We start from the raw sequence: 26,149 nt of genomic DNA, 5'->3' as shown, positions 1-26,149 counted from the left end.
GTCTTCACTAAGTTAGAGCGTCAAAAACAATACAGTGTTTAGAGTGACGATCTGTTTGCGTATATTCAGTTGCAGAATTTTTGCTGAAAGGACGTAATAATGTTGTTGATTTTACTGCTAGTGGGATTTTTACTGATAATTACGATCTTTGCGATCGCTCTAGTGTGGGACTACACTCGCGGTATATTTTCCTTTCACAATACTACGAGTGCTACCGCGATCGATTCATCTCCGAACGATCCCGAACAATACCCAGAACAATACGTATTGTCACAGCCGATCGAGCATCCAACCGCATGAACGATGTTTACTGGTGAGTCTGTTTATACGAATAATTGTTTGACAATCGCAGTACTTTTCGTTATAAGTAAAATATACAATTTACTAGTTTACTTATCCCAGTGCATGGCATTGTGGGTTGTTAGAAACGACACCGAGAGTGCAGTTTAACAGTCCTAGTGAGTTAGAAGTATTGTTACTTTTCGGAAATGAGCTGCTCGGTCAGATAGTCAGACAATAGTTCCATCCTCAACACGACTCGAACAATTTTTAATATGAGCTGTATGAAGGCGCGATATTTCGCGCCTTTTTTGCATATCTAACATTTCGCACAGGTCATGCGGGTGAATCAGCCTTTTAAACAGGCGAGTTGAACATTTGATTGTCGAAACAGCGCGATTGGGTAAATCAGTCGGAGCGCACTTGAATTTAATTGCGAATTGCGAATTGCTTTTGTCCTCTACAGAGAATTTCTACATGAACGTAGTTGATTTCCAAACAAACAAGTCACTGCCTTTAGTTAACGATCCGAATCAGACTGTCGTTGTCGGTGACAATAGCCTGACCATAGATGATGTCGTGAGCGTGGCACGGCATGGCGCAAAAGTGCGCTTGAGCGATCGCGAAGATGTTTTGCAAGGCGTTCAGGCATCGTGCGACTATATTGCTGATGCAGTGGCATCGGGAGCGCCAATTTACGGCGTGACATCTGGTTTTGGTGGAATGGCGAATGTCGTAATCTCGCCGGAATCTGCTCAACTGTTGCAAAATAATTTGATTTGGTATCACAAGGCAGGCGCGGGACAAAAGTTGTCGAAACCAGATGTGCGGGCGGCGATGCTCTTGCGGGCTAATTCCCATATGTACGGTGCGTCAGCGATTCGGCTCGAACTGATCCGGCGCGTGGAAGCTTTCCTGAATGCCAATGTCACGCCACACGTACATGAATTTGGCTCGATTGGGGCAAGTGGCGACCTCACGCCTTTGGCATACATCACTGGTGCAATTACTGGACTCGATACCTGTTATAAAGTTGACTTCAACGGGGAAGAAGTCGATGCTCCCACGGCTCTAAATCGACTGGGACTACAACCATTGCCACTCTTACCTAAAGAAGGGCTGGCGATGATGAACGGAACTTCGGTAATGACAGGGATTGCCGCAAATTGCGTCTACGACGCAAGAGTTCTCCTCGCACTGTCAATGGGGGCGCACGCACTTGCGATTCAAGGCTTGCATGGCACGAATCAATCGTTCCACCCGTTTATCCACGATCGCAAACCGCATCCCGGTCAAAAGTGGGCAGCTAGCCAAATGCTCGATCTTTTGGTGGGTTCGCTGTTAATCCGCGATGAGTTGAATGGTACGCATGACTATCGCGGTGGAGATCCGATCCAAGACCGTTATTCCCTGCGTTGCTTGCCCCAGTATATGGGTCCCATCGTCGATGGTTTGGCAGAAATTACCGCTCAAATCGAGCAAGAAATGAACTCGGTGACTGACAATCCCCTGATCGATGCCGAGCAACAAGCCAGCTACCATGGTGGCAACTTCCTCGGACAGTACGTAGGCATGGGAATGGATCGCCTGCGCTACCACATGGGGATGTTAGCCAAGCATCTCGATGTCCAAATTGCGCTTTTGGTCGCTCCCGAATTTAACCACGGACTGTCACCGTCTTTAGTTGGTAACAGAGATCGCAGCGTCAATATGGGCTTGAAGGCACTGCAAATTACTGGCAACTCGATCATGCCCATACTATCGTTCTATGGCAACTCGATCGCCGATCGCTACCCCACCCACGCCGAACAATTCAACCAAAATATCAACAGTCAAGGATTTGCTTCCGCCAATTTAGCACGGCGATCGATCGAGATCTTCCAGCAATATATGGCAGTGGCGCTGATGTTTGGAGTTCAAGCTGTAGACTTGCGGACAAAATTAATCGCAGAACATTACGACGCAAGCGAGTGCGTTTCACCTACAACTAGAGAGTTATACTTAGCCGTGCGCGAGGTCGTTGGCGTTCCACCTTCAGCAGATCGTCCCTACATCCGCAATGATAACGAGCAACCGCTAGACGATCATATTGCTCGCATTGCCGCTGATATTGCAGCTGGAGGTCGGATTGTGGCAGCAATGCAAAGTGTTTTGTCGAGTTTGAAGTAAGACCAATTTTCTGTTTGACTACGACAGAAGAGATCCCCCCTAGCCCCCTTAAAAAGGGGGGGAATGAATGCCCCCTTTTGAAGGGGGTTGGGGATCTCATGCAACAGCCCTATAAGTATGCCAATGCCATGAACATCACACAGCATATAGAACGCGGTTGTCATTTATTTCCCGATAAACCTGCATTGATTTTTGAGGGCACGACTTTTACTTATGCTGAGTTAGATCGGCTAGCTAATCGCGTTGCCAACGGGTTGCGAGATTTAGGCGTTCACCGCAGCGATCGCATTGCCTTGTTTTTGCCCAACATTCCCGAATTTATCATCTCCTATTTGGGCATTTTGAAACTGGGCGCGATCGCCGTTTCGCTCAATGCCATGCTCAAAAGCAGTGAAGTCAAGTTTATCCTCGACGACTGCGGTGCTAAGGCTGTGGTGACGACAGCAGATCTGGTGAAAAACGTTCCCCAACAAGACTTACCGCAGCTCAAACACGTTCTGATTGCTGAAGGTACGGCTACTGAGGGAACTAGCCTCGCCGAACTGATGGCAAATGCTTCACCCAGCGCCCGTGGCGTGGAAATGGATCGCTACGCTCCGGCGGCGATCGTCTATACTTCGGGAACGACAGGGTTTCCGAAGGGAGCTACCCTGTCTCATGGCAATTTAATTTCCAACAGCTACTCGCAGCAGCATTGTTGTGGAATGCAGGCAGAGGATCGGATCTTACTTTATCTGCCACTATTCCATTGTTTCGGACAAAATGCCGTCCTGAATGCCGGATTCAATGCGTGTGCCACGCTGGTATTGCACCGCAATTTCGATCTGACGCAAATCCTGAAATCTGTCGCTGACGAACAAATTACCATGTTTTTCGGCGTGCCGACAGTTTTCCTGGTGCTGCTGAATATGGATCTGCCTAAAGACCAACTCAAGTCCGTGCGGTTTTACTTTTCCGCCGCCGCACCCCTCCCAACGGAAGTTGCTCAGAAGTGGTACGACAAGTACGGGTTGGTAATTCATCAAGGCTACGGTTTAACCGAAACATCTCCCTGCGCCAGCTACAACCACGACTATATCTACAAACCTGGGTCAGTTGGGACGGCGATCGAAAATGTGGAAATGAAAGTCGTCAACAATGGCAAAGAAGTCGAGCCAGGGGAGGTAGGCGAGATCGCAATTCGGGGACCAAACGTCATGCTCGGTTATTGGAATCGTCCGTTTGAAACCGCCGAAACGATCAAAAATGGTTGGTTTTACACTGGCGATATCGGACGTATGGATGAAGACGGCTTCTTTTACATCGTCGATCGCTCTAAGGACATGATCAACGTAGCTGGGTTTAAAGTGTATCCCACGGAAGTCGAAAACGTAATCTACGAACATCCAGCCGTTGCCGAAGTTGCTGTCTATGGCGTTCCCGATTTAGAAAAAAGCGAAATCGTCAAAGCTAACATCATCCTGAAGCCGGATTGTAACGTCACCGAAAAACAGATGATTGCTTTCTGCGCCGAGAGAATGGCAGCTTACAAGATGCCAAAGGCGATTAAATTTGTCGATTCCATTCCCAAAAACCCCACAGGCAAAGTGTTGAAGCGAGTTTTGCGCGATGAAGCAGCCAACGAAGCGGCGCTGAAAAAAGGCAGTACTGTCCCGGCGATCGCCAAACCAATTCCTTTAGTCACTACAACATCAGTGCCTAGTAACGATACAAGCGGCGGCGTACTCAAATCGTTGGGGAATATTTTCAAACGTCGAAATTGAGCGTCTACGCCGCAGAAGATCCCCCCAACCCCCCGATCTTCGGGGGGCTTTGTTCTTTTCTAAAGTATTGTTCCCCCTTTTTCAAGGGGGGCTAGGGGGGATCTCTTTTGCCGCAATCGCATTCCCTCGACGTGAAGCTAAGCAGTTTCCACAATTCTCATCTTTTCTTATGAGCCATTCTGCCCAAACAGTTAGATTAGACCAATCCAATTTAGAAGCAGACTATGTAGCACCCCAGAATTCTACCCAAACTCAACTGGTAGAGATCTGGGAACAGCTTTTAGAAATTACGCCCATCAGCATCAGAGACAACTTTTTTGAGATTGGGGGAGATTCGCTACTTGCCGTCCGTTTATTCGCTCAAATCGAGCAAACATTTGGCAAAAGTCTTTCCCTATCGACCTTGCTCCAGTCTCCCACGGTGGAACAACTAGCAAGCGTTCTCGGTGAAACAACATCACCATCTTGGTCTTCGCTAGTACCAATTCAACCAAATGGCTCTAAACCACCGTTTTTTTGCGTTCATGGTAATGGCGCAAACGTGCTTGTGTTTAACGAATTAGCTAACCATTTGGGAACGGATCGACCTTTTTATGGATTGCAAGCACGCGGAGTCGATGGCAAAGAAGCAGCCTTAGATCGAATTGAAGATATGGCGGCTTTCTACATTCAAGAAATGCGTACCATCCAGCCGCAAGGACCTTACTTTTTAGGCGGCTTTTCTTCTGGAGGCTTGGTGGCGTTTGAAATCGCCCAGCAGTTGCACGCAGAAGGCGAGCAAGTTGCTTTTTTAGGTTTGTTCGATACCTTTGTACCTGGTAGTTTCCCATCAGTATCAATTCCAGAAAGACTGGCGCGTCACTGGCGCAACCTTTTCCGACTGGGAGCCAAATATCCTTTAAAAATGCTCAGAAGTGCATGGCTGAGAGTATACAACAAAAATGTTTGTCGGCTATATCAATTATTCAGAATTAACTGGCTGGACTGGCCCTACGAACGGAAAAGAAGATATATAGGAATTTGTATCAGGCGTGCAGTAAAAGCTTACGTACCGCAAGTTTACCCAGGTCAGGTGACTTTGTTTCGCGCTAGCGAACCCCCGATGGGGTGGTACTACATGGGACGAGATTTTCCCACACCCGATGATTGGTACGACCGAGATCCGCAATACGGCTGGGGGAACCTCGTCGGAGAATTGGCAAGCCACGACGTTTCCGGTCATCACGGCTCTATGCTCAAAGAGCCTCATGTCGCAGGCTTGACCGAGAAATTAAGAGCTAGCTTAGATGCCGCATTAAATACAGCAGAATTGACTGGGAGTAATCATGTTAGTTGATGCTTTGAAATTACCAGCAGAAACGCTGGTAGAAACAGACATTTGTATTATCGGTGCTGGTGCGGCAGGAATCACGCTCGCACGCGAATTGCGCGATCGCCAAGAACAAGTTTGTTTGCTTGAAAGTGGCGGACTCGAGTATGAGGAACAGATTCAATCGCTGTATGCGGGAGAGAATACAGGTCTACCTTATTTTCCCTTGAAAGAAGCGCGAGGGCGCTATTTTGGCGGTTCGACTAACCTCTGGGGCGGTTGGAGCCGCCCGATGGATGAAATTGATTTTGAGCATCGTCCCTGGATGCCCTATAGCGGTTGGTGTTTCAGTAAGGCGAAGTTAGACCCCTACTACGAACGGGCGCAAACTGCTTGTCATTTGGGTCCGTTTGAATACGATTTGGCATACTGGCAAGAGGGATTGGCGCAACAGCAACGGCGACAAGTGCCATTTTCGACAGACGAGCTGGCTACTTATCTGTGGCAGATTATCCCATCAACCCACCTGCGCTTTGGCGAAGCGTATCGCGCCGAGATCGAGCAGGCAAGTAATATTACCACCTATCTCCATGCTAACGTGCTGGAGATTGAAACCAACGACAGCGCTCAAGCCGTGACGCGGCTGCGGGTGGCAAGCTCCGATGGGAAACAGTTTTCGGTAGCAGCAAAAGTCTTCGTGTTGGCAGCAGGTGGAATTGAAAATCCTCGCTTGCTCTTAGCTTCCAACCGGGTGCAAAGTGGTGGAGTCGGCAACCAACACGATTTGGTGGGCAGATTCTTCATGGAGCATCCCTATTTAATTTCTGGGAAACTACAGCCTTCCCGTCAAATCCCCTTATACACGGGCAGAAATTGTCAGATTGACGAGACATTTGTGGCGACAGCTCTAGGACTATCGAAAGAAGTGCAAGAGCGCGAGCAAATGCTCAACTTTGCCGCGAGACTGATACCTTACGAGGAAGAATGGGTACGAGCGGTGACGCGGTTGAAGCGTTTAGGTAAACCGCGCGCGGTAGGACATCAAGCTTTTCCCAAGCTTCAGGAACATAAGGAACAAAGGCGGAAGTATTTCCCTAGCATTAAGGAAGGTAACAAGCACAGCAATGACACGACTTTAATTCAAGATCTGACGACGGCGATCGCCAATGTCGATCGGATTGCGGCTAAAGCCTATCAGAAGTTGCTGAAAAAAGGCTCCTCGAAACAGCCGCAATTGTGCGAAACTCACTTAATTGGCGAACAAGCACCAAATCCCGATAGCCGAATTACCCTCAGCCGCGATCGCGATAAATTAGGGATGAATCGCGTCCAGTTAGACTGGCGTTTGAGTCCGATTGACAAGTATACGATTAAGCGATCGCAGCAATTAATTGCGGCAGAATTCGAGCGGTCTGGACTTGGGAAAATGCAAATTGAAATGGGTGACGATGACGCTTCCTGGCGATCGCTGCGCGGTTCTTACCACCACATCGGCACAACCCGCATGAGTAACAATCCCAAGGAAGGTGTGGTTGACGAGCATTGTCAAGTGCATGGAATTCACAATTTATATATCGCTGGTAGTTCCGTTTTCCCCACCAGCGGACTCTCCAATCCCACACTCACGATTGTGGCTCTAGCCATCCGGCTAGCGGATCGAATTCAAGAGCAGATGAGTCGTGCTGAAGCCACAGCAGGAGCGATCGGGTAACTTGCTCGACCCGCGGTTGTGTCGGCGACTATTCCATAGGATGAGATCCGCGAGTAGGGGCGCACAGATGTGCGCCCCTACGATTTATGGCGATCTAATAGAGAATCGCTATTTAAAGTCGCCTAGCACAAGATTAAACGTCAAACGCAAACTGGGTGCATCTAAAAAGAGTTATGAAACTAACTGTAATCATTCCCTCTTACAACGAAGCTGGCACTATTTCCGGTCAACTTGAAGCACTGACAATCCAACAGTGGTATCAACCTTGGGAAATTATTATTTCTGATAACGGTTCGACAGATGAAACAGTCGCGATCGCCGAGCAATATCAGGAAAGATTACCTAACTTACGTATTGTTGACTCATCCGATCGGCAAGGTGCGGCACACGCTAGAAATGTTGCTGCATCTGTGGCTGCGGGTGAGGCATTGGCGTTTTGCGATGCTGATGACGAGGTGGCTGCTGGATGGGTATCGGCTATGGGCGAAGCGCTCTCCCAGCATGATTTTGTGGCTGGCAAACGCGAGTACACAAAACTCAACGAACCCTGGACGCTCTCGTATCGCCCTCTGACTCAGGTAGATAAGTTGCTAACTAGCCATCCCCCTTATCTACCCCATGCCTCTAGCAGCAACCTCGGGATCAAACGCTCGATTCATGAAGCTGTTGGTGGGTTTGACGAGACTATGCTCAAAGTCCAAGACACCGACTATTGCTGGAGGGTACAACTTGCTGGCACAAAACTCCATTTTGTCCCAGAGGCAGTGGTTCACTACCGCTTGCGCGATCGCATCAGGGCTATCTACCGTCAGGCGCGCCTTGCCGGAGAGTACAACGTTCTCCTGTACAAAAAATACCAAGCGCTGGGTATGCCTAAGCTTTCTTGGAAAGCAGGCTTAAAGGCTTGGTGGCGTATATTGAAGCAATGCCCGCAGATTTTTTCTCAGCAAAACCGTGTTAGATGGATAGCGTACTTCGGTCGGCGCTGGGGACGATTGCAAGGTTGTATCAAGTATCAAGTTTTAGCACTTTAGTGCAAGGGGTAAGGGCGCACAGATGTGCGTCCTTACATGTCGAAATAGCATTTTAATTACACAGCAAGCATTTACAAACAAGAATGAAAATCACAAGTAAGGCGAAGTTATTTTGACTTCTGTCAGGGGGCAATCTGCATCGTTCATCTATCTAACTATGCAGAAAAATGAAGATTTGCTATTTTATTCAAAGTCATAAAAACCCAGAGCAGATTTGCCGCTTGATTAGAGCTATTAAACAAGGTAACCCTAATTCTCAAGTATTAGTAAATCATAACTTTGGTATTTCAAATTTAGATTTAAGAGATGTCGGTAATTATTCAGGAATCGAGCTACTTCAAAGAAGTAAGTCGATTAAACGCGCCAATTCATCGATTCTAGAAACTTATTTAGAAGCCATCAGATTGCTAGGCGATCGTGGTTTTGACTTTGATTGGCTGATTTGCCTTTCTGGTCAAGATTATCCAACTCAACCCATATCTAAAATTGAGCAATTTTTATCTAAAACTGAATATGATGGCTTCATTCGCTATTACGACCCGCTAGCAGAAAAATCTGCATGGAATGAGAAGAGTATCCAGCGATTTTTTCATCAGTACGTGCAGCTTCCAGACTCAACTGCTTGGCTATTAAGAAAGTATTCTGGAAAAATTGAACACTACACGCCACTGATTGTAAAATGGCGATACTCTATGGTCGGGCTGAAAACAAAAACTCCGTTCGATCGCAATTTTAAATGTTACCGAGGATGGTACTGGAATACGCTTTCAAGAAACTGTATCAAATTTCTAATTAACTACTTGAGCGAACATCCTAACATATTGAGATATTACAAAAGAACGATCGGTCCTGAAGAATCTCTGATTCAAACCGTATTAGTTAATAGTCAGCAGTTCAATCTTTGTAATGATGACAAGCGTTATTATGATTATCCTCTAGAACTTGGAGGTTATGCTAGGTTGCTAACTGTTACAGACTACCCGAGCGTCACTAACGGTAATTTTCATTTTGCCAGAAAATTTGATGCCGAGATAGATAGTGAAATCTTAGACTTACTTGACACTCAAGTCTTAAATAATTCTCCACTTGCACCCGAACGTATTCAAAAGAGTAACAGTTGTGACTGAATATATGGATCGCAGTTTAACTCAAAATATCTGGACTCAAATTGGCAAAATAAGACAACCAGATAAATTACTCAGCTTTCTCGTAACTATCTGGTCGCGCTTTTGGATGAAATTTGCTGGATTAGGCTATTTCGGGCGATTGGCTACTTGGCTTGCTACCTGGTTCATTCCACCCTACTACGAGCGTCGTCGTTTAGCTCAATACAACTCAAAAGGATATATTGCGCCTAGTGCCACCGTGTATCACTCCCAATTGAAACTCGGCGCTAACGTTTTTATTAGCGATCGCGTTTTAATTTTTGAGGATCGCAATAGTGGTTCAGTTCAGTTAGGCGATCGGGTGCGCCTGCATCAGGATATTTGCATTCAGACGGGGAATGGTGGCAGTTTGCAAATCGGAGAGAATACATCCGTTCAGCCCCGCTGCCAGTTTTCAGCATACAAGTCAGCAATTCAAATTGGCAGCAATGTCTTGATTGCCCCAAATTGTGCTTTTTATCCCTACGATCATGCGATTGCGCCAGATCTGCCGATCGCGAAGCAACCTTTACAGACCAAAGGAGGTATCGCGATCGAAGATGATGTCTGGTTAGGCTTTGGGGTCATCGTTCTAGATGGGGTACGCATTGGTAAGGGTGCTGTCATTGGTGCTGGTGCAGTTGTGACGCAAGATATACCGGAGGGCGCGATCGCTTTGGGCGTGCCTGCTCGTGTCGTGAAACTGCGCAGTAGTCTAGCAGAGTCAAACCTCGTACCCAGCCCCAGCAATTAGAAGATATTCAACCCGCATGGCGGGTCTGTGTGTGTAGCCGCGAATTTGATTCGCCAAATTTATTATGTTTGTTGATGCTAGGACATTACCAGAAGATACAGTCATTGACAGCGAAGTTTGCATCATCGGTACTGGTCCCGCCGGAACTACGCTGGCACATGAGTTGCGATCGCAGAACTTTCGCGTTTGTTTGCTCGAAAGCGGCGGAACCGAGCTGGATGAAGCCACGCAGTCTCTCTCCCAGGGCAGGATAGTTGAAGAAATTAAACAAAAGCTTGACAGATCTCGCTGCCGTCAATTTGGTGGCACTGCTAACCTCTGGAGAGATCGAACCGGAGAAAACCACTACAGCGTCAGACTGCTGCCGCTAGACAAAATCGATTTTGAACGGCGAGATTGGTTGCCATATAGCGGCTGGTCGTTTGACAAATCTCACCTCGATCCGTTTTACGAACGCGCTCAACACCTGTGCCGACTGCGACCCTTCGCTTACCATGCAGAAGACTGGGAAGACGATCGCACTCCACGGCTACCTTTAGCTGAGGGGCGGCTTGAAACGACTATGTATCAGTTTGGACCGCGCAACGTCTTCACGCACGAACTCAAAAGCGAAATTGCGCGATCGCCAAACATTACAACTTATCTCAATGCGAATGTTGTCGAGATTGAAACTAACGATACGGCTAAAGCGATAACTCGCGTCCGAGTCGCTTGTTTGTCGGGAAATCAATTTTGGGTAGCCGCCAAAATCTTCGTTCTTGCCACAGGTGGAATTGAAAATGCCCGCTTGTTGCTGCTGTCAAACAAGGCTCAAAAGGCTGGATTAGGCAACCAAAACGATCTAGTTGGCAGATTTTTTATGGAACATCCAATTTTTCAAATTGGCGTGTTTCGACCGAAAGATCGACAGTTATTTAATTCAACAGCACTATACGATCTCCGCTGGGCAAATAATATTTTAGTTATGGGCAAACTGAGTCTGACAGACGCAGTGATGCGCCAGCAGCAATTATTAAATACGAGCCTAATTCTCGTCCCTAGATCGCTAGCATATGAGTCACCCGCTGTTAAGTCATTGAAAACTTTTCTCTCATCAATACGACAGGGCAAAGTACCACAGGCGCGATCGCATTTGCAAGCAGCAATTAATGGTATAGATGAAATTAAATCTCATATCTATAGACGCACTTTTAAAATTGAAGAAACACCCTATAGCATTAGCGAGGGTGGTTGGTCGTATTTTCAAAATAATGAAAAAAGATTTGGTGCGTTTGAAGTTTGGGCGGCTACGGAGCAAATACCGAATCCAGACATTCGAGTCACGCTAGGCGAGGAACGCGATCGCCTGGGACTCAGGAGAATACAACACATCCGCTGGCATTCGAGCGAGCTAGAAATTCAGAGCAACTTGCAGGTAGAAGAAATCCTTAGAGAAGAAATTGCTCAAGCCGATCTCGGTCAGTTTCAGTCATGGCGCGAACTGACCGGACGTACTAAACCCAAATACTACGGTGGAATGCATCACATGGGAACAACGCGAATGCATGTCGATCCCAAGCAAGGTGTGGTCGATGAAAACTGTTGTATTCATGGCATTGCTAATTTGTACGTCGCAGGCAGTTCTGTTTTTCCTACTGGGGGTGCTGCCAATCCAACTCTGACTATTGTTGCTTTAGCAATGCGACTGGCAGATCGGATTAAACAAGCGATCGAACTAGATGCGATCGCCATAGGCAACGAGCAGTTGTTGCACGTCCAGTAGCGAACAACAAATACAACTACATTTTTACAAACTAAGCAATTTCATGACGATCGCGAATAATTCAGCATATTACGAGATCGATCCACTCAGCGCATTTTCCGAGCGCGGAGTAGATTATGCTAAATACCGACCGACTTACCCGCCTAGCGTCATCGACACTATTTTGAAAGAACTGGGCGAACCATCGCAGCTAGCAGCAGCAGATGTGGGAGCTGGTACGGGTATAGCCTCGCGGTTGCTAGCAGAGCGCGGTATCCACGTCTGGGCGATCGAGCCGAATACTTCAATGCGCAGCGCTGCCCAAAATCATCCCCTGGTAAAATTCTGCGATGCTAGCGCCGAACACACTCATCTCCCAACCGCATCTGTCGATCTGATTACATCCTTCCAGGCTTTTCATTGGTTTAATCCTCAGCCAACCCTAGCCGAGTTCCACCGCATTCTCAAACCATCTGGACGGCTGGCGATCGCTTGGAATCAACGAGCAGCAGATGACGAATTTTCTGTAGAATTCGATCGCCTCGTGAAAGCATCGATGAGCGAGTTACCAACGACCAAGCCGCAAAACTCAGTTGCTCGGATCTTGATGTCAAGTTCAAATTTCGGGCGCGTCCGTCGCCATACTTTTACTTACAAGCACGAGTTAGATTTGGTGGGGACAGTCGGTTACGCGCTCAGTAAATCGTTTGTCCCTCAAGAGGGAGCAGCGCATCGGCAACTGCTTGTGGATTTACAGGAATTGCACGCTCGTTGGGCAGACGAACGCGGCATGGTTAGCTTTGTCTACCATACGACCCTTTATCTCGCCCAGCCGCAGCATGGTTTGAATAAAATACGTAGGCTTTTTTCTAATTGGCTAATAGCTAAATAGCAGGGAGCAGGGAGCAGGGAGTAGAGAGCAGGGAGCAGGGTAGAAGAGACTAGGAGCAACAACTACCAACTACCAACTACCATCACTGCTAGCTTCTCTAAGGGCGGGTTTACCCGAACTCTTTGTTGGAGTCAATATAGCTGGTGAACCCGCCCTTACAACTCCTTCATTTTGACTTCTGACTTATTTTGCTCAGTTTTGGCGATCGCTCAATCGCAACCACTATCTAGAAATCATATATCTAGAAATCACATGCATATCAAACTTCCCACGCCAGTTCGCAATTTTCTAGTAGCTACGAGCTTTTGGAAAGAATATTATTTTATCCTGCGCGAGTTCAAGCACTTTCGGCAAATTGCAATTCTGGCAGCAGTTTTCACGTTGTCAGCGGCAGTATTGGAGGGCTTTGGAGTTGGGTTTATCTTAGCTGTCTTACATAGCGTACTCAATCCCAACGCCAAACCAATTCAAACTGGGGTGGGCTGGTTTGATGTGTGGATTTTAGCGGTCAATGCTTCTACTAGCGAGCGACTCTTCCGCTCGTCTGCTTTAGTTCTGCTCACAACTCTACTGCGGTTGGGCTTGACGTACTTAGGACGGCTTTACGTTTTTACGGCTCAGTATACTTTAGGATATCGGTTAAGCTTGCAAGTTTTCGAGCAGTTGCAAGCACTCAGCTTAAGTTTTTTCACCAAGACCCGTGCGGGAAATTTAGTTAACAGCCTGACGAGCGAAGTCAATCAAATTACGCTGGCTTTTGATGTCCTAGCTACTTTTTTCACGCGGGGTTCGACTCTCATCGCATATACGATCTCCATGTTCATGCTGTCTTGGCAGCTGATGATTATTACAGCCATGCTATTCGGCTTGCTATCGGTAGGGATAACAAGTCTATTAGGGCAGATCCGAGAAGCGAGTTTTGCTACCACAAAGGCTCGACGCTGGTATGTTTCAGTAGCGTTGGAATTTATCAATGGGATTCGCACCGTTCAAGCTTTTGCCGCTCAGGACTTCGAGCGCAAGCGATTTCACGATGCGAGTTTGCAACTATTGCAAGCTAGTACTAAATCCAGAGCTGCCCAAGCATTAGTAGAACCTGTCTCGGAAGGGATAGCTACTTTTATCCTGTTTGGCATTTTGTTTTTAGCGTTTGCTGTTTTAATCCCAAACGGACAACTGCAACCAGCAGGTTTGCTGACATTTCTGTTTGTCTTGTTACGTCTAATGCCAATTCGCCGTCAATTAGATGGAGCCAGGGCAAAGTTCAGCAGTTTTCAGGGATCGTTCAGCAATATTAAAGAGCTGTTGCGGACTGATAACAAAACGTATTTACGCAATGGCAAACTTCAGTTTTCCAAGTTACAGCGAGCGATTGAGTTTGTGTCTGTAGATTTTGGTTACGACAAGAAACATTCAGTATTGCATAACATCAAGCTAACGATTAATCGTGGTGAGATGACGGCATTAGTTGGAGCTTCTGGTGCTGGCAAAACGACGTTGGCAGATTTAATTCCGCGATTTTACGACCCCACTCAAGGGCAAGTTTTCATTGATGGCATTGACTTGAAAGAATATGATATTAAATCGCTGCGTCGCAAGCTAGCTGTAGTCAGTCAGGATACATTTATCTTTAATGCTTCCGTGCGAGACAATATTGCCTACGCTTTAGAAGAAGTAGATGAAGAAGCGGTTTGGGAAGCGGCTCGACTCGCTAACGCACTGGAATTTATCCATAAACTACCTGAAGGTTTTGACACTCAATTGGGAGAACGGGGAGTACGGTTATCTGGAGGTCAGCGCCAGCGGTTGGCGATCGCCCGTGCCTTGTTACGCGACCCAGATATTTTGATTTTAGATGAGGCGACAAGTGCTTTAGACTCCGTTTCCGAGCGGCTGATTCAAGAGTCATTAGAAAAGCTATCTCAAGGACGCACGGTGATTGCGATCGCTCACAGGCTTTCAACAATCATTCGCGCCGATAAGGTCGTCGTACTAGAACAAGGACGCATTCTCGAACAAGGAACTTATCAAGAGTTGCTGCAACAGCGCGGCAATCTCTGGAAGTATCACCAAATGCAACATGAAGTCACTCAGATGAGTTAATGAAACTTCTGTCATTGGTCATTGGTCATTGGTCATCGCTTTCTCTCCCAGCTCCCCCAGCTCCCTCTGCTCCCGATCGCTCCCTCAGCTCTCTTTCCCTCACACCCCACACTCTATTTCAACTCAGGACTGAAATAATCGTGTCAACAAATACAAGAGCAATCAAAATTCTGCTATATGGAAAATCTTTTCCGGTCAATTATCGTTCCAAGGTCTTGATCGATCTGCTTCAGCGATCGCAATATTGTATTGCTCAATTTAATCCCGACTTTTATTGGACGAGCAACAAGTTCTTAACTATATTTGCTTGGCTCGACTTTTTTGTTAAGGCTATCTTTGCCGATGTCATATATTTGCTGCCCAAAAATACTATTTACATTAAAAATGTTCTTTGGGTAGCTAAGCTCTTGCGCAAGAAATTAATTGTCGAGATGCACATCTCGCTTTACGACAACTATGTAAAAGAATACAAAACGATTAAAGTTGACGATAAAAAAGCCAAAGCCTTTAAGGAGTTCGATATTTTGGCTCTCACTAAATCGGATTATTTGATCCATAGTGCCGATTACGAATTAGTATATTGGGAAAAACTACTCGACATTCATGTTGATCGCAGTAAGGTTTTTATCGCTCCTAACTGCAATACTTCTACCACGCTGTTGCATCAAAGAAGCTTCATGCAGGATGGCGTACTGAGAATTTGCTGGTGGGGAACGTTTATTCCGTTGCACGGCATAGACAAGATCTTGCAAGCAATGCAAACTTTAAAGGAAAAAGAAGTCAAGTTTACTTGCAATTTATTTGGTGTAGACCGACCTATTTTTTCCACTTATGCTGAGAAGATTCAGCTAGCAAATCTTGGAGATTGTGTTTTTCTCAGAAAAGATCTCAACTTTGCTGATGGCTCTTTACCTAAATATTTAGTCGAGAACTGCGATCTAGCATTAGGTATCTTCGGAGATGGAGATGCAGCGCGCCATGCTCTGCCAAATAAGTTGAATGAAGCTCTTGCTATGAGACTTCCAATCTTAACTATGAATGCTCCTGCCTTGACCGAATTTTTTAACCCTGAAGTAGACTTTTGGACGTGCGAACCTGCGGTTGAGTCAATTGTCATGTCAATTTTAAATATTATTCATGGTGTAGCTTATCCTGTGGATTGGGAACAGAGTCGTCAAAAAGTTGTCAATACATTTAACGCTGTACGGTATCAAGAAGTCTTGAAACAAGTATTAGGGAAAGCTACCCCTAATTTATTACCAAAAGAAAATCAAAATTCTGAGAGTGGAGTATTAACGACTGGTCAGGCTGCACTTAATTAAATTAAGTGTTCGTTTGTTAATGCTTCTTTCCCTAAAATTAAAGATTTATGTAGTATCTTGAAGCGAAGTTATAGGATTTCTCACCAGCTATTCCAATCATAAACGCGCGATCGGGCAACGAAAAATTTCAATGGTGAAAAATTTGGATGGAAAGATTAGGCGAACTAGAACTTAGTAGAGAGATACAGCATCATGAATTTTGTAAACGATCCGTCTTTATTAAAGTGGCTCCATAGGAAAGAAGCTTTAGCCACTAAATTAGTAGAGTGGATTCCATTTTCGATTTTAAAAATGCCGATCTACCGCACTATATTTGCGCGATTAGGTACATCTGCTCAAATTCATCGAGGCGTTCAACTTTTGCGTCCTCATGGGATCGAAATTGGAAACAGAACTACGCTTGAGTCTGGAGTTATCTTAAAAAACGTCGGGAAAACGAGCAAAATCTGGATTGGAGATTCGGTGACTCTTGAGTCTGGCGTTCGCTTAAAAAGCTCCGCTCACAATAGCAGAATTCGGATCGGAGATGGGACATTAATTGAACGTGGAGTTGATATCAAAGTTCATCGTATGGGTACGATTGAGATTGGCGCAAATACTCACATCGGTCCCTATACCTGTTTGTCTGGTAAATCTATCAGCATTGGAAAAAACTGTTTGATTGCTTCCCACAACGGAATTTATGCTGGCAATCATAATTTTTCGGATTGTACTCGTCCCATCAGAGGACAAGGAATTATTTACAAAGAAAAGGGAATTGCGATTGAGGATGATTGCTGGCTGGGTAGTGGAGTCAGAGTTGTTGATGGAGTAACCATTGGTAGAGGAAGTGTCATTGGAGCAGGAGCTGTGGTAACTAAAGATATTCCACCTTACTCTGTGGCAGTGGGTGTACCTGCTAAGGTAATTTCTCAACGACATGATGCTTACAACAAATTGTAGAGATAAAGCACTGCTTTAAATCTCAAGATGAGGACGGAGAGTTCGGGTTTAGTTATAGACATTCATTGCAATTTTTTTGGAGAAATTCATGAAATTTATCGAAACAAAACTCAAAGGCGCATTCATTATTGACTTAGACAAGCGAGTCGATCATAGAGGTTTCTTTGCTCGAACTTTTTGCATGAAGGAATTTATCGACCACGGATTAAAGCCAACTGTCGCTCAGTGTAATTTGTCTTTTAACCATAAAAAAGGCACGCTCAGGGGTATGCACTATCAAACTCCCCCAGCTACAGAAACTAAGTTAGTCCGGTGTACTCAAGGTGCGATTTACGACGTAATTATCGATATGCGTCCTGATTCTCCGACCTATTTGTCACATATTGGCGTAGAACTCTCGGCTGAAAATCGTAGAGCTTTATACGTACCGGATCTGTTTGCTCATGGCTATCAAACCCTCACGCCTAATGCTGAAGTCGTGTATCAAGTGAGCGAGTTTTACACTCCAGGTTACGAAAAAGGACTACGCTACAACGATCCGGCGCTAGCGATTGAGTGGCGCTTACCTGTGAGCGAGATTTCGCCTAAGGATGCAACTTGGTCTTTACTATTAGAACCCGTGAGTGTAGGAGTCTAGAGTTGAGCGCGATTAACGGTACTGAAGCTACCGAAATTTTGCGTGGCGATCGCCAAAATGACATCATCAATGGAGCTGGGGGTGACGATACTATTGATGGTGGAGCAGGTAACGATATTCTCATCGGAGGTAAGGGTAAAGACCGTCTGATTGGGGGTGACGGTATCGATACCGTGGATTACAGCCAATCCACCAGGGGGATTATAGCCGATCTCAATCGAGGTGTTATCTTAGCGCCGATATACGGAACGTCAGGAACGCCGAGAATTATGCCCCTTGGCGATTCCAAAACCGCAGGCGGACACCGTGTCGAACCGACTCCCGGAGCCTATCGGATTCAGTTGTGGCAAAATTTTGTAACGGATGGTTTGAGCATAGATTTTGTGGGTTCGCTATCCAATGGACCTAGCAGACTCGGCGATACAGACCATGAGGGACATGGCGGATGGACGACTGATGAGATTTCTGCTTTACTCGACACAGGTATACTCAAAACTTATCAGCCGCACATCATACTATTGACGATTGGCACGAACGATACGGGATCGAGTTCTGTCAATGAAATGTATGGCGATCTGAGCCGCCTGATCGATCGCATTGCGCAACAGTCACCCAACACGCAGATTTTTGTTTCCTCCATTGCACCGATCGATCCAAATGGATCTAAAGGTGTAAAACCAGAAGCAGCAGAAAACGCTGAAGACTTTAACGCTCTGCTTCCCCAACTGGTTAACAATAAAGTTAGCCAAGGTAAAAAAGTAGCTTTTGTAGATGCAGAGGGTAGTTTAATCATTGACGATCTCGGATCGGATGGCGTTCACCCCAGTTCTCAAGGCTACAAAAAAATTGGGAATAAATGGTATGACGCACTCGTGGAGCGCGACACCATCAGCAGTGTCGAAAACGTGATTGGTACGGCTTATAAGGATAAATTATTAGGTAATGTTAGTAATAACGTCCTAGAAGGTGCTGCAAGTAGGGATATTCTGACTGGAGGTGGGGGTATAGATACCTTTATCTATCGCTCGTCTCATCATGGTAGCGACACCATTACCGATTTTGGTACAGATGATTTTTTCCAAATTTCTGCTGCTGGCTTTGGTGGTGGCTTAATTGCGGGTACGCCTTTGAGCTTGACGGAAGCAGCAACAGGTGTTTTTATCAGCAGCGATAATCCCCTCGCTCTAGGTACAAGCGCCAACTTTCTCTACAATACTGTCACGGGTATTCTGAGTTTTGACCAAGATGGAGATGGGATTGATGCAGCCATTGCCATAGCCAGACTCAGGAGCTTACCTAGTTTAAATTGGGAGCAAATCCAAATTATTGCTTAGTTTCGGTAAAACTAAAGCAAAACGTGCGGAAATACTCTTCGCCGGGTTGATTCTGTAAATATCTAGCTGTTACATCTATCTATAGGTGTAATTTTGCGGATAGAACAGTCAACCAGTAAGTGTGGGGAGTAGAGTTTTGCCAGAAATATTTGGTACTAAAGCTGCTGACAATTTGCAGGGCAATGCCCAGGACAGTATCATCTATGGATTAGAAGGCGATGACACGCTTATCGGAGGAACTGGCAATGACATTTTGATTGGTGGTACGGGCAAAGACGCTTTAGATGGTGGCGCGGGAATTGACACGGTTAGTTATTTTAATGCTACCAGTGGTGTTACCGTTGACCTAACTGCGGGCGTAGCGACGCGCACAGCCAAGTTAATGCCCCTGGGTGACTCGATTACCTATGGTTTTGTCAGTGATGTAAATCCTGACTCAGGAGGCTATCGCCTGAAGTTGTCGGAGTTATTGCAGGCTAATGGAATTAGTATAGATTTTGTGGGTTCCCTGTCTAATGGACCTACCACCCTCAGCGATAAAGACCATGAAGGACATGGCGGCTGGACGATCGACCAGATCGACGGCAAAGTTAATGAGTGGCTAAATACTTCCCAGCCAGATATCGTTCTATTAACGATTGGCACAAATGACACCTACGGAGATTCTGTAGGGCAAATGTCCCAAGAGCTGAGCAATTTAATTGACAAGATCGTCCAGTATTCCCCAGATACTTATGTATTTGTAGCCACCATTCCACCGACCAACAATCAGGAACGGGTACAAAAAATAGCGGAGTATAATGCTGCCATTCCTGGGATTGTGGAGCAAAAGCTAGCAGAGGGCAAAAAAGTTAAGTTCGTCGATATGAGTTCTCTGACGACGGACGATATTTCTAGACCACCAGATGATAATGGGCTGCATCCTACTACGACGGGTTACAGTAAGATTGCGAGTTTATGGTACGAAGCCCTACAAGATTTGGGTATAAGCCAAGGTACGTTCGCAGTCGATCGCGACACGCTCGTTAATATCGAATACATTGACGGTTCTAAATACAATGACACGCTAATCGGGAATGCGGTGGGAAATGCGATCGCGGGCAACGCTGGGGCGGATGTGCTAACTGGCGGCGGTGGAAGAGATGTTTTCGTGTATCGCTCCTATACAGATGGCGGCGATACGATTACTGACTTTAACGCCACCGACGATTTGATTCAATTCTCTGCTAGCGGTTTCGGTGGTGGTTTAGCAGATGGGGTAACGTTAAGTTTAACTGCTGCTGCTACTGGCACGTTTGTTAGTGGTAACAATCCCCAATCTCTCGGTAATAATGCAAACTTTTTATACGATACCGCTACAGGTATATTGAGTTTTGATGCGGATGGTAATGGTACGAACTCAGCTGTCACCATAGCTCAGTTCAGTGGCTTACCTAACCTAAATCCAACTCAAATTAGTATAGTGGCGTAATTGAGGCGATTGCTGAGTAAAACTCTTACAGGAGGGGCTTTTTGCTCCTTTTTTTGTATTTCATCATTAAAGCTATACTGCCTGGGAACCATCAACCAAAAACCACTTTCAATTTATGTTAGAGGCGTGTAAACGATAACTATACTTCAATTTCATGCAAGACCGGAATGCCAAAATCTCCTGTAGAAATACTATGAAAATATTCCTTTGCATTGCTGCAAGGGCGGGTTTTGAGCCAAGATTGACTGCTGTGGTTGTGAGTCTTTTCGCTAAACCCGCCCCTACAACAACTAACTCGTAACTGCAAGGGCGGGTTTTGAGCCAAGATTGACTGCTGTGGTTGTGAGTCTTTTCGCTAAATCCGCCCCTACAACAACTGATAACTGATAATTGAATTAAGGAACATACATCATGATCATTGTCGATCGCGCTTTACAAGCACGGGCAGAAGCAGGCAACCCCGTTCGGGTGGGAATGATTGGTGCTGGCTTTATGGGACGAGGTATTGCCAACCAAATTATCAATTCCGTCCCAGGTATGGAACTGGTGGCAATTTTTAACCGTGATGTTGATAAAGCCATGCGTGCTTATCGGGAAGCGGGAATAGAGGACGCAAAAGCCGTCCAAACTGTATCTGGCTTAGAAGCAGCGATCGCCGCCGGACAGTATGCAGTCACAGATGACGCAATGCTATTGTGTCAAGCTACGGGCATTGATGCTTTGATTGAAGTCACGGGCGCGGTAGAATTTGGGGCGCATGTCGTTATGAGCGCGATCGCCCACCGCAAGCATGTCATTATGATGAATGCGGAACTCGACGGGACGATCGGTCCTATCCTCAAAGTTTATGCCGATCGCGCTGGGGTTATCTTATCTGCTTGCGATGGCGACCAACCAGGCGTGCAGATGAATCTCTACCGTTTTGTCAAGAGTATTGGTTTAACTCCGCTAGTCTGCGGCAACATTAAAGGATTGCAAGATCCTTACCGCAATCCTACCACCCAAGCAGGTTTTGCTCAGCGTTGGGGACAAAACCCTTGTATGGTAACGAGTTTTGCTGACGGAACCAAGATTTCTTTCGAGCAGGCGATCGTGGCTAACGCTACAGGTATGCAAGTTGCCCAGCGCGGGATGTTGGGCTACTATCATGACGGTCATGTAGACGAAATGACCAGTAAATACGATCTCGACCAATTAAAAGCATTAGGTGGGATTGTTGATTATGCCGTTGGTGCTAAACCCGGTCCAGGGGTATATGTCTTTGGAACCCACGACGACCCGAAACAGAGACACTATCTCAATCTCTACAAGTTGGGCGAAGGTCCTCTCTACAGTTTTTACACTCCCTACCACCTCTGCCACTTTGAAGTTCCCTTGTCAGTAGCGCGGGCGGTTTTATGTCAAGATCCTGTCATGACTCCGATTGCTGGTGCTGTAGTCGAAGTTGTGACGACTGCCAAAATCGACCTCAAAGCTGGAGAAACTCTCGATGGCATTGGCGAGTACATGACTTACGGACAATGCGAAAATGCCGACGTGGTGCGATCGCAAAATCTTTTACCGATGGGTTTGGCTGTTGGTTGTCGCTTGAAGCGAGATTTGCCAAAAGATACAGTTCTCACTTACGACGATGTAGAACTACCTACAGGTAGACTGTGCGATCGATTACGGGCAGAACAAGAAGTGCATTTCGGCATTCAGCCAACCGCCAAATCTCCTGTAGCAGTGTAAAGGAGAATTCGGAATGCGGAATGCGGAATTAGTTGTGACTTGCGACTTGTCTTGCTCCGCGACTCTCTCTTTCCTCGACTCCTGTACGGGCGGGTTTTGAGCGCGGAAAAACTGCCTGAGTTGTCTATCTATTTGTTAAACCCGCCCCTACGATAACTGATATTCAAGGGTGCTATCGGAAAATAATGAAAATACTCGTTACCGATCCTGAAGGATATGTAGGTTCCCTCGTTGTTGCCTGTTTCACACAACAAGGTCATGAGGTGATTAGCGTCAGTCAAGCGAACGGTGGCGCTGTCTTATCTTTGATTGAGCTGGCAGTAACAGACTTGCAAAATTTTGACGTAGTAATACACACGGGAGAAATCTGCGGGACTCCAACCTTGCATCCGCAAATCGCCTGTAACATCCACTACAGAGATGCTATGCACTTGGCAAACTTAGCCAAAGCTGCTGGAGTCAGTCGCTTTATTTATTTGTCGTCCTGTAGCGTTTATGGTGCGGGTGAGGAAGAATACGTCACGGAAGAATCTCCCGTTCGTCCTCAAACTCCTTCTGCTACTTGTAAAGCTGCGATTGAAAGCGATCTATTGACGATCGCCTCGGTAGAATTCTCGCCGACAATTCTCCGTCCGGCAATAGCTTTCGGTGCTTCTCCCCGCATTCGCTTTGATGTCGTTCTCAACAATATGGCAGGATTAGCTTGGACGGCTAATAAGATTAATATTCCTGGCAAGGGTCTATCTTGGTGTCCTGTCGTCCACGTTTTAGATATCTGCCAAATTATCAATTGCATTCTCCAAGCACCGCGTCCTCTCGTTCATCAACAAATTTTTAATGTTGGTGATACAAATCATAACTATCAACTCATAGAAATTGCTGCTATGGTAGCAGAAGTTTTTCAAGTTGAGAATTTTAGCTTTGGACATAATGGTTTTGGCGATCGCGGTCTATTTCTAACTTTTGACAAGATTCATCGGTTTTTCCCTGATTTTCAATGTGGTTGGAATCCTCGGCAAGGTGCGGAACAATTATTAAATTTTTTTACTCTTACCGATTCGATCCAAAGTCACTTTACATTGGCGCGATCGCCTCACCGTCAGTCAGAAAACTATCCTTTCCATACTGCGTCAATAGCTTAGAGCAATGAGAGTTTTCGTGAAGGAGCAGCAAGTATTTCTATCTTTCTGCTCTCTTACTGTTATTCGTTGAGTTCACACATGTCAAAGTTCAATGATTTTTCTAAAAATTTTAGATTTTCCGTAATTTCACCCGATTACAAATATAGATAATTTCGCCTATCGGCAAATTTGCGGTTGCTGCCAAATCATAAAATAGTTAATTTGAAGTTAATTTGAGTCGCTCGCAACTTCATATGTCATAAACTGTTCGTAAGGAGAGTTATCGCTCGATTGTTGTTGGTAATAATAAAAACAATATAAAAAGCCGATGACGTGTATTCAATAACGCGATCGCCAGCGATTTTAAAGTTATTTCAGATTGCTAAGTCTAACGTCTCATTCGAGCTAAAAAGTCCTGATGAGAAATATCATTAGCAATTAGCAAATGACGCATGACCGTCAAAATAGCAAATCCCAAGAACTATTTGTGACCGCTGTTTAACCTAAAACCGTGTAATTTGGCATGAACACTATCATTGCAGCATCAATTTGCATTTTCTTAGCTGGCAGTTGCTACTTTTTGATGAATTGGATGACCTTCTTTCATCGCCAGCCCGAACCTTCAGTAGAAGATAGATTTTTAGCTTTTACAATTTTAATTGTAGCAACTATTTTCTGGGTTCTGCTACTTCCCGTTTACTGCTTTAGACTGTTTAAAAACTTTTTTTTCAACATGCCAAAAGCTACAAAGCAACCAGCAATCAATAAAACAAAATTGACAACTGGCTATTCGGAAGTTTTGAGGACAGATTACAAGGTTAAAAGTCAAATTTAGGGGCTGAATCTTTTAAGAAGGGCTATAATTATAGCGTTTCTTATGCAAGTAAAATACATTCGTAGAGGCGCACGACTGTGCGCCTCTACAGATCGTTACACGGATTTTAATGACCAAATAACATTAGACTGTTCGACATTTATTGGCTCTATTATATAATTTTGTTCTGTTTCAAGTCGAGATATTAGTGCTAAAAACTCCCTTGCAAATCTAGATTTGAAATCTGTCAAACCGCAGGGATTATATAAAAATACATTACTGAATTGCGCTGGATCAATTGCAATATTTTGTTGATTGACTAGTAAAAGCTTAACGTTTGGATTTAGAAGATGGCTAAAAGAAAATAAATAAGTAGCATTACAATCGTACAGAGATTGATAATTACTAACAACGACTAGCGGACGAGCAGCCTGATTGATAATTCGAGCAATTTCGGGATCGTTTTGATTTTTACCTTTATTCCACGCGGCTTCTGAGTAAGAAATTTTAGTAGAAGAAAATATCCCACCTATGAAGATAGCGATCGCTATCCATAACCAAATTTTTCTTTGCCATTGAGGAAAATGAGGGGAAACAATTTTAGTAGTCAAAAGATAAGCAACAACAATTTGAATGCTGAGATAGCAGGGAATCAAAAATCGAGCTTGTAGCGTTCTTTGTCCCTGAGTGATAAAGTCTGGAATTGCCAGACATAAGGCTGTACCTCCAAATAGAGTGAAGAGAAACAACCAAACTTTACGTTCGGAAAATCGATAGGTGAAATAGGCTGCATATCCGACTAAAATCAGAGTCAATGGCAAGATTAAAAAGTCTAAATTAGTGGCATTGAAAAAAATTAGTCTTATCGTATTTCCCCACGAAAAGACTAGCTGACAAGCAGATATTTTAGCTGCTGATATCCAATTCGTTGAATCTCGCAATCTGCCATAGTTATGAATGGCGATCGCTAGCCAAGGAGTGAAGATTGCTAATGCTATACTTGTAGCTAATAAATAAGCTCGAACTGCTTTTGTCCAGCGCCACCTTCGACACGAATTTTCACTTACAAATATATAAATTCCGTGCGCGATCGCCACAAAAGCAGAAAATAAAAATGTATATAGAGCAGATGCGATCGCGATCGCATAAATTCCCCAATTCAACTGACTGTAGCAGCGCTTGGCTTGTAATAAAGCAGCACTAGAAAGTAAAATTGTTACAGTCCATAAACTATACTGTCGCGCTTCTTGAGCGTAGAGGACGTGAAACGGAGAAATAGCAACTAAAGCGATCGTCATCCATCCCGTTAAGGGCGATGATGGAAATAATTCTCGGCACAGCCAATAGATGCAAGGAAATACAAGTAAGCTAGTAACAGCTGACAAACTGCGGATAGCTGTCACCGAATTACCAAACCATTGCATCCACTGACGCAACATTAAATAATAAAGTGGTGGATGCTGTGGATCTTCTATTGCTAACGATTCGATCGTATCTAGCCAATTGCGGTTGTGATTTGGACTTAAATACTGTCGAAAATCGCTAACATCAATAATTTTCCCGTTAAAAGTTTGCTGTACGACTTCTCGAATCACATAACCGCCAACTCTTAAAGAAGTAAAGCCTTCGTCAAACCAGTAAACTTTGCGATCGAGGTTAATTAAGCGAACAAATATACCTAAGACTAAAATAGCTACGAGAAACCTCTGCAACCAAGTGGAATTTTTGCTAGTGAGGGAACGATGCATTAAAAAACCGTTATCTATTAGATTTTTATCTAAAGACGTAGAATTTCATGCTGTCATATCCCCTAGTTTAAAAATCTTTATATCAGTGGTAAGGTGAGCATTGCCCATCTAAATTACGTGGTAAGGTGG

19 protein-coding genes are annotated in these 26,149 nt (G+C 45.2%); 18 read left to right on the top strand and 1 reads right to left on the bottom strand.

Going from position 1 to position 26,149, the window contains the following annotated elements:
- Positions 1–99 precede the first annotated feature (99 nt).
- The 18 genes from N4J56_RS30910 to N4J56_RS30825 all read left to right on the top strand — a co-directional run bounded on the left by N4J56_RS30910 (position 100) and on the right by N4J56_RS30825 (position 23,479).
- Complete coding sequence (locus N4J56_RS30910) at positions 100–300, top strand: hypothetical protein (RefSeq protein ID WP_317110121.1); 201 nt, start codon at positions 100–102, stop codon at positions 298–300.
- A gap of 456 nt (positions 301–756) precedes the next feature.
- A complete protein-coding gene (locus tag N4J56_RS30905) occupies positions 757–2,448 on the top strand; it encodes an aromatic amino acid ammonia-lyase (protein ID WP_317110119.1) in 1,692 nt (563 codons plus the stop codon).
- Between the two features lie 128 nt (positions 2,449–2,576).
- A complete protein-coding gene (locus N4J56_RS30900) occupies positions 2,577–4,211 on the top strand; it encodes a class I adenylate-forming enzyme family protein (RefSeq protein WP_410500647.1) in 1,635 nt (544 codons plus the stop codon).
- Positions 4,212–4,380: 169 nt separating this feature from the next.
- Complete coding sequence (locus tag N4J56_RS30895; RefSeq protein WP_317110115.1) at positions 4,381–5,547, top strand: alpha/beta fold hydrolase; 1,167 nt, start codon at positions 4,381–4,383, stop codon at positions 5,545–5,547.
- Positions 5,537–7,231 carry a GMC family oxidoreductase gene (locus tag N4J56_RS30890; RefSeq protein ID WP_317110113.1) on the top strand — a complete coding sequence of 565 codons (1,695 nt, stop codon included), beginning with the start codon at positions 5,537–5,539 and terminating at the stop codon, positions 7,229–7,231. The genes N4J56_RS30895 and N4J56_RS30890 overlap by 11 nt, the downstream gene beginning before the upstream one ends.
- A gap of 173 nt (positions 7,232–7,404) precedes the next feature.
- Positions 7,405–8,265: a glycosyltransferase family A protein gene (locus tag N4J56_RS30885; RefSeq protein WP_317110112.1), complete on the top strand. Its 861-nt coding sequence runs from the start codon at positions 7,405–7,407 to the stop codon at positions 8,263–8,265.
- Positions 8,266–8,432: 167 nt separating this feature from the next.
- The gene (locus N4J56_RS30880; protein ID WP_317110110.1) at positions 8,433–9,392 is read left to right on the top strand and encodes a beta-1,6-N-acetylglucosaminyltransferase; all 960 of its coding nucleotides are present in this window, start codon (positions 8,433–8,435) and stop codon (positions 9,390–9,392) included.
- A 4-nt stretch (positions 9,393–9,396) separates the two neighbouring features.
- Positions 9,397–10,164 (top strand): acyltransferase, encoded by a 768-nt coding sequence (locus tag N4J56_RS30875; protein WP_410500645.1) that lies wholly within the window; start codon positions 9,397–9,399, stop codon positions 10,162–10,164.
- 64 nt (positions 10,165–10,228) lie between these two features.
- On the top strand, positions 10,229–11,926 hold the full coding sequence (locus N4J56_RS30870; RefSeq protein WP_317110108.1) for a GMC family oxidoreductase: 1,698 nt from the start codon (positions 10,229–10,231) through the stop codon (positions 11,924–11,926).
- 43 nt (positions 11,927–11,969) lie between these two features.
- The gene (locus tag N4J56_RS30865) at positions 11,970–12,797 is read left to right on the top strand and encodes a class I SAM-dependent methyltransferase (RefSeq protein ID WP_317110107.1); all 828 of its coding nucleotides are present in this window, start codon (positions 11,970–11,972) and stop codon (positions 12,795–12,797) included.
- A gap of 252 nt (positions 12,798–13,049) precedes the next feature.
- Positions 13,050–14,900, top strand: coding sequence for a heterocyst formation ABC transporter subunit HepA (hepA, locus tag N4J56_RS30860; RefSeq protein WP_410500643.1), 1,851 nt, complete (start codon positions 13,050–13,052; stop codon positions 14,898–14,900).
- Entirely contained in the window at positions 14,900–16,222 is a 1,323-nt protein-coding gene (locus N4J56_RS30855; RefSeq protein WP_317110103.1) for a glycosyltransferase family 1 protein, read from the top strand. Before hepA ends, N4J56_RS30855 begins: the two co-directional genes overlap by 1 nt.
- Positions 16,223–16,414: 192 nt before the next feature.
- On the top strand, positions 16,415–17,164 hold the full coding sequence (locus tag N4J56_RS30850; RefSeq protein ID WP_317110101.1) for an acyltransferase: 750 nt from the start codon (positions 16,415–16,417) through the stop codon (positions 17,162–17,164).
- Positions 17,165–17,252: 88 nt separating this feature from the next.
- The gene (gene rfbC / locus N4J56_RS30845) at positions 17,253–17,801 is read left to right on the top strand and encodes a dTDP-4-dehydrorhamnose 3,5-epimerase (protein ID WP_317110100.1); all 549 of its coding nucleotides are present in this window, start codon (positions 17,253–17,255) and stop codon (positions 17,799–17,801) included.
- Between the two features lie 2 nt (positions 17,802–17,803).
- Positions 17,804–19,135: a GDSL-type esterase/lipase family protein gene (locus N4J56_RS30840; protein ID WP_317110099.1), complete on the top strand. Its 1,332-nt coding sequence runs from the start codon at positions 17,804–17,806 to the stop codon at positions 19,133–19,135.
- A gap of 121 nt (positions 19,136–19,256) precedes the next feature.
- Entirely contained in the window at positions 19,257–20,606 is a 1,350-nt protein-coding gene (locus N4J56_RS30835; protein WP_317110097.1) for a GDSL-type esterase/lipase family protein, read from the top strand.
- Between the two features lie 411 nt (positions 20,607–21,017).
- Positions 21,018–22,337, top strand: a complete 1,320-nt coding sequence (locus N4J56_RS30830) for an NAD(P)H-dependent oxidoreductase (RefSeq protein ID WP_317110095.1) — start codon at positions 21,018–21,020, stop codon at positions 22,335–22,337.
- Between the two features lie 185 nt (positions 22,338–22,522).
- Positions 22,523–23,479 carry an SDR family oxidoreductase gene (locus tag N4J56_RS30825; protein ID WP_317110094.1) on the top strand — a complete coding sequence of 319 codons (957 nt, stop codon included), beginning with the start codon at positions 22,523–22,525 and terminating at the stop codon, positions 23,477–23,479.
- A gap of 909 nt (positions 23,480–24,388) precedes the next feature.
- Here N4J56_RS30825 and N4J56_RS30820 read toward each other — a convergent pair.
- The gene (locus N4J56_RS30820) at positions 24,389–26,020 is read right to left on the bottom strand and encodes a glycosyltransferase family 39 protein (RefSeq protein WP_317110092.1); all 1,632 of its coding nucleotides are present in this window, start codon (positions 26,018–26,020) and stop codon (positions 24,389–24,391) included.
- Positions 26,021–26,149 lie beyond the last annotated feature (129 nt).

Source organism: Chroococcidiopsis sp. SAG 2025 (assembly GCF_032860985.1).
GTDB lineage: Bacteria > Cyanobacteriota > Cyanobacteriia > Cyanobacteriales > Chroococcidiopsidaceae > Chroococcidiopsis.
Note: the sequence above shows the minus strand (reverse complement) of the source record. Positions and strands in the feature narration are given on the sequence as shown.

Bases quoted from the DNA above. Each gene is read 5' to 3' on its own strand.
- N4J56_RS30855 (WP_317110103.1), top strand. From the start codon at position 14,900: ATGAAACTTCTGTCATTGGTCATTGGTCATTGGTCATCGCTTTCTCTC.
- N4J56_RS30875 (WP_410500645.1), top strand. From the start codon at position 9,397: ATGGATCGCAGTTTAACTCAAAATATCTGGACTCAAATTGGCAAAATA.
- N4J56_RS30910 (WP_317110121.1), top strand. From the start codon at position 100: ATGTTGTTGATTTTACTGCTAGTGGGATTTTTACTGATAATTACGATC.
- N4J56_RS30880 (WP_317110110.1), top strand. From the start codon at position 8,433: ATGAAGATTTGCTATTTTATTCAAAGTCATAAAAACCCAGAGCAGATT.
- N4J56_RS30900 (WP_410500647.1), top strand. From the start codon at position 2,577: ATGAACATCACACAGCATATAGAACGCGGTTGTCATTTATTTCCCGAT.
- N4J56_RS30870 (WP_317110108.1), top strand. From the start codon at position 10,229: ATGTTTGTTGATGCTAGGACATTACCAGAAGATACAGTCATTGACAGC.
- N4J56_RS30825 (WP_317110094.1), top strand. From the start codon at position 22,523: ATGAAAATACTCGTTACCGATCCTGAAGGATATGTAGGTTCCCTCGTT.
- rfbC (WP_317110100.1), top strand. From the start codon at position 17,253: ATGAAATTTATCGAAACAAAACTCAAAGGCGCATTCATTATTGACTTA.
- N4J56_RS30895 (WP_317110115.1), top strand. From the start codon at position 4,381: ATGAGCCATTCTGCCCAAACAGTTAGATTAGACCAATCCAATTTAGAA.
- N4J56_RS30830 (WP_317110095.1), top strand. From the start codon at position 21,018: ATGATCATTGTCGATCGCGCTTTACAAGCACGGGCAGAAGCAGGCAAC.
- N4J56_RS30850 (WP_317110101.1), top strand. From the start codon at position 16,415: ATGAATTTTGTAAACGATCCGTCTTTATTAAAGTGGCTCCATAGGAAA.
- N4J56_RS30890 (WP_317110113.1), top strand. From the start codon at position 5,537: ATGTTAGTTGATGCTTTGAAATTACCAGCAGAAACGCTGGTAGAAACA.
- N4J56_RS30865 (WP_317110107.1), top strand. From the start codon at position 11,970: ATGACGATCGCGAATAATTCAGCATATTACGAGATCGATCCACTCAGC.
- N4J56_RS30905 (WP_317110119.1), top strand. From the start codon at position 757: ATGAACGTAGTTGATTTCCAAACAAACAAGTCACTGCCTTTAGTTAAC.
- N4J56_RS30820 (WP_317110092.1), bottom strand. From the start codon at position 26,020: ATGCATCGTTCCCTCACTAGCAAAAATTCCACTTGGTTGCAGAGGTTT.
- hepA (WP_410500643.1), top strand. From the start codon at position 13,050: ATGCATATCAAACTTCCCACGCCAGTTCGCAATTTTCTAGTAGCTACG.
- N4J56_RS30885 (WP_317110112.1), top strand. From the start codon at position 7,405: ATGAAACTAACTGTAATCATTCCCTCTTACAACGAAGCTGGCACTATT.